Below are 4,790 nucleotides of genomic sequence, written 5' to 3'. Positions count from 1 at the left end.
TTAATGGATGACCAACAAAATTTACAGAAAAATTATGTTTCTTTTCAAAGAAATCTTTTTCAAACGGAAGAATTACAAATAATTTATCAAAATCGCGTATTATAGCTTTAATTCTATTTTCTTTCCAAGCCCAAATTTGTGGTGCAATATAATAATGAGTTTTAATTTTTTTTGCTTTTGCCCATTTTGCAATTCGCATGTTAAAACCAGGATAATCAATAAAAATAATAACATCTGGATTGAATTTTTCTATATCAGATTTACAAAATTTAATATTATTTAAAATGGTTTTTAAATTTAAAATTACTTCTGCAAATCCCATAAAAGCTAATTCACTGTAATGTTTTACAAGAGTTCCGCCAACATTTTGCATTAAATCTCCACCCCAAAATCTAATCGTTGCATTAGCATCTTGAAGTAATAATTCTTTCATTAAATTAGATCCATGTAAATCTCCAGATGCTTCTCCAGCAATAATATAATACTTCATTTTATAAAATTACAGTTAAAATTGCTAGAATAATTGTGGCTAAAACTACACCACGAGCCATTAATTCTTTATTGTTTTTAAGCAAAATAAAAAAAATAAAAATATTTAAAATCGCACCAAGTGTAATTACTTTTCCTAAAATTCCTTCTTGTCTAATAATTGCAATGTCTTCTATTTTAGTAAAGTTTGTAAATAAAAGTAAAAACAAAACAGTACCAATTATAGTAGTTAAAACTCCAATAAAAAAACCAATTAACAAATCTATTTTTCTCATTTATAGTATTTAAATTAAATTAAATTCCAAATTCCAAATTCCAAATTCCAAATTCCAAATTCCAAATTCCAAATTCCAAATTCCAAATTCCAAATTCCAAATTCCAAAATTCCAAAATCCAAAATTCCAAAATCCAAAATCCAAATTCCAAATTCTAAATTCTAAATTCTAAATTCAAAATTCCAAATTCCAAATCCCAAATTCCAAATTCCAAATTCCAAATTCCAAATCCTAAATTCTAAATTCCAAATTCCAAATTCCAAATTCAAAATTCCAAATCCTAAATTCTAAATTCCGCAACCCAAAACTCAAAACTCAAAACTCACAACTCAAAACTCACAACTCAAAACTCACAACTCAAAACTGATCTAAAACTCCCAAGTATTTAATGTCGCAATAGAATGATGTGCAGTTAAATCAAACTGAACAGGAACAATAGAAATATAATCGTTTGCCAATGCCCATTCATCTGTATCTTCGCCTTTATCTTGGTTTATAAATTCGCCAGTTAACCAATAATATTCTTTGCCAAAAGGAGTAACTCGCTTGTCAAATTTTTCTTTCCACATGGCTTTGGCTTGCCTGCATATTTTTATTCCTTTTATTTTATCAGTTTTTAACTTTGGAAAATTTACATTTAAAACAGTTCCTTCTGTAAGTCCGTTTTGTAAAACTTGCAAAGCAATTTTCTTTATAAAAGTTTTAATTTGTTCAAAATCGGCATTCCAATCATAATCTAATAATGAAAAACCTATGGCAGGAATTCCTTCAATTCCGGCTTCAACAGCAGCACTCATTGTTCCAGAATAAATTACATTTATAGACGAATTAGAACCGTGATTTACTCCAGAAACACACAAATCTGGTTTGCGATGTAAAATTTCGCTAATAGCCATTTTTACACAATCAACTGGAGTTCCAGAGCAACTATATTCTAAAATTGCAGCATTTTCTTTAGAAACTTTGTTTAAATGCAAAGTATTATTTATTGTAATTGCGTGTCCCATTGCACTTTGCGGACTGTCTGGCGCAACAACAACAACTTCGCCAATTTCACTCATAACAGCAATTAAAGCTCTAATTCCTGGAGCAGAAATACTATCGTCGTTGGTAACTAAAATTAATGGTTTTTTAGACATTTTATTTTTTAAAATTGTTTAACAAAAGTAGCTTAATTTTTTTTTAAAGATTTATAAAATTTGATTATTTAATAGCATAAATGAAATAGTTTTTAAATTCAGAAAATATTCAAAGTATTAATAAATAAGATTTTTATTAACAATATAATAAATATATTGCTTTTTATTTGTAAGATAATATATATTTTAATAACTTTACAATTGAATTATAAAAAATTAGTAATATGAAATTAATTTACAACGCACAACGCACAACGCACAACGCACAAATTTTTGGCTAGTATTATTTTTAATTTTGTTTTATTCTGTTTCAGCGTTTTCACAAAATTATAACGGCATTGAAAGCAACTATAGTCCTGGTGGAAAATTAGAAACAATATTTGATAATTATGGTAATAAATACCAGCTTAGTGATGTTACTATTGGTCCGCATAAAAGTAGAAATACTAGAGACATTTTAGAAAGTAGAACAACTTGCAATCCAGGAATATTTACACTTCATTTTGAAGACGGTTCAGGAATGGAAGGTACAAGTATTGCAGAATCTAGTAGAAGAGCTGTTTTATGTCAAGTGTTTCAAGATTTATCTAACATGATAAATACACCTTTAAAAACTACTGGAAATAGAGTTAATATATGGGTAAGAAATATAAATGAAATTCCAAACGTAAATGCACAAACACTTGGTTTAGCAACTGGATTTTATAATGTTGCACAATTGCAAACACCAATGAATTCAAATGGTGGAATAGCAGATAATGAAATTTGGAAAACCATTCATGCAGGTGTAGATTCTTTTACTAATGTATCTTCTTTAATAGTTTCTACAAGTGGAAACGCAACTAGTGGTGGTTCATTTTATCACGGAATGATGGCGTTTAATTTTACCAATTTTAATTGGAATACTAACATGAATTTAACTACAACTACTTTGCACGATTTATATACTGTTGCTTTACACGAAGTTACGCACGCACTAGGTTTTGCAAGTTTAATAAATGTAAATGGCGCTTCTAATTTTACTACAGGTTACAATTATTATTCTAGGTATGATACTTTTTTGAGAGACCATAATGGTAACAGATTAATTTCTTTAAATAATGAATGTTCCATGTATGACAATGGCTTTATAAATTCTACTGGTAATTTGCACCCAGGTTGTACCGATACTGGAAACTTGGCTACATCACCAAGTAATAATTCAGAGTGTCTTACCACATTAGAGTTTTTGGGAAGTAACACAATACCTATACCAATTTACACGTCTAAATGTTTTGAAATAGGAAGCAGTCTTAGTCATTTTGAAGACCAATGTTATACTAGTTCAACAGTTGGAGCAACAAATGGTAATGACGAATATTTTGTAATGAGTAATGCCAATGCAGCAGGAACAATAAAAAGATTTTTAAAACCAGAAGAACGCACTGCGCTTTGTGATATTGGGTACAGTCTAAGAACGACCTATGGCGGAACTGCTGCTTTAAGTTCTTTTAATTATGGTGGCACAAGTTGTGATGGTACTAGAGTAGCTGGTATTAATGATGGACTTGAATCTGGTACTCCAATATTTTTTGGAAATGCATCTCAACCTATATTAATTACAGATATTCTTTTAAATGATGCAAATTACAATTTTGGAAACAGTTCCATTGCAAGTAATGACATTGCTAATTTACGTTTTGAATGCCTACAAGATGTTTATTATGATGAACTAACTACAACAGTAACTCCAGCAATAGGTAATTCAAGTACTGTAATTACATTTCAAAGTAGTCAAACAGGTTTACATCTTTTACGTTATGTGCCTTTTGATAGTGTTACTGGTAATAGAGGTAATATTACGTATGTTTATGTTTTTGTTGTTAATGAGAATACTTGTGGTATTCCTAATAATTGTAATATAGTCATAAATGGTAATTTAGAGCAACACATACCCAATATTGGAAATAATGGAGTGAATGGCGTATTTACAGGTTTAGTTTGCTCTGTTAATTCTGTACGAAACACTCCAGATTATTACAGTGGTGATTTTAATTTACCTTCACCTAGTTTAGTTCCTATTCAATTTGGATGTATTGGTTTAACAGATCCAACTATAGGTAACAATTCTTTTGTTGGATTTTACTTAGATAATACTTTTACAGGTGGTTGCGAAAATTTAAGATTTAATCTTAAAGAACCTTTAACTCCTAATACAGATTATGAAATTAAATTTCTTGTTGCAAAAACTTCTTTTAATACTGGAACAATAAGATTTCAAGCGTTATTAACTAATAATGTACTTGCTCAAGGTTTCAATTTTAATAATTTAAATTTTCAAATTCTCCATGCAAATTCATTTCTAGGCAATACAACTTGTAACTGGCAAGAGATTACAATCAATTTTAATAGTGGCGTTGGTGGACAAAATTTTCTTTATTTGGGAAGTTTTGTACCAGATGCACCACCAAATTGTAACTTATGTGCAACAAATTCTTGGTGGTATATGGACAATGTGTCTTTAACTCCTGTAATACAAGGCCAATTCAACTTACCAGCCCAAATATGCCAAACAACAACACTAGATTTAGCCAATTATTTAGGAAACATTCCGCAAAATGGAGTTTTTAGTGGTAATGGTGTTTCATTAGTAAACGGTGTGTATTTTTTAAATCCAAATAATCTTGCTCTTGGTAGTCATACCATTACTTATACCTATACTGATAATTTAGGTTGTCCTCCAATAACCTTATCAGATGACTTTGATGTAGTAGCCAATTGTTTAACTCCATACATCTCACAAGTCTATTGCGAAAGTGGAGATAACACTTTTATAGAAGTAAAAAACCCAAGCACTACAGAAAGTATAATTGCAGGAAGTTGTTTTTTAAATTTTTATGAAGATGGT

Annotated in this window: 4 protein-coding genes; 1 reads left to right on the top strand and 3 read right to left on the bottom strand. The window is 29.5% G+C overall.

Features of this window, described 5'->3' with window-relative positions:
* From ACH2BC_RS13910 to surE, 3 genes are all read right to left on the bottom strand, one after another.
* Positions 1-490 (bottom strand): lipid-A-disaccharide synthase (locus tag ACH2BC_RS13910; RefSeq protein ID WP_395054666.1); only part of this gene is annotated, 490 nt, incomplete at its 3' end.
* A gap of 1 nt (position 491) precedes the next feature.
* Entirely contained in the window at positions 492-764 is a 273-nt protein-coding gene (locus ACH2BC_RS13905; protein WP_395054664.1) for a hypothetical protein, read from the bottom strand.
* Positions 765-1,132: 368 nt separating this feature from the next.
* Positions 1,133-1,903 carry a 5'/3'-nucleotidase SurE gene (surE, locus tag ACH2BC_RS13900; RefSeq protein WP_395054662.1) on the bottom strand — a complete coding sequence of 257 codons (771 nt, stop codon included), beginning with the start codon at positions 1,901-1,903 and terminating at the stop codon, positions 1,133-1,135.
* Between the two features lie 295 nt (positions 1,904-2,198).
* Between surE and ACH2BC_RS13895 the strand changes: the two genes are divergently transcribed.
* Positions 2,199-4,790, top strand: a 2,592-nt coding sequence (locus ACH2BC_RS13895) for a hypothetical protein (protein WP_395054660.1), incomplete at its 3' end; no start/stop codon positions are given.

The sequence above is a fragment of the Flavobacterium sp. genome (genome assembly GCF_043760115.1).
Taxonomy (GTDB): Bacteria; Bacteroidota; Bacteroidia; order Flavobacteriales; family Flavobacteriaceae; genus Flavobacterium.
The sequence above is the reverse complement of the archived record's forward strand: the minus strand, read 5'-3'. Positions and strand labels throughout refer to the sequence as shown.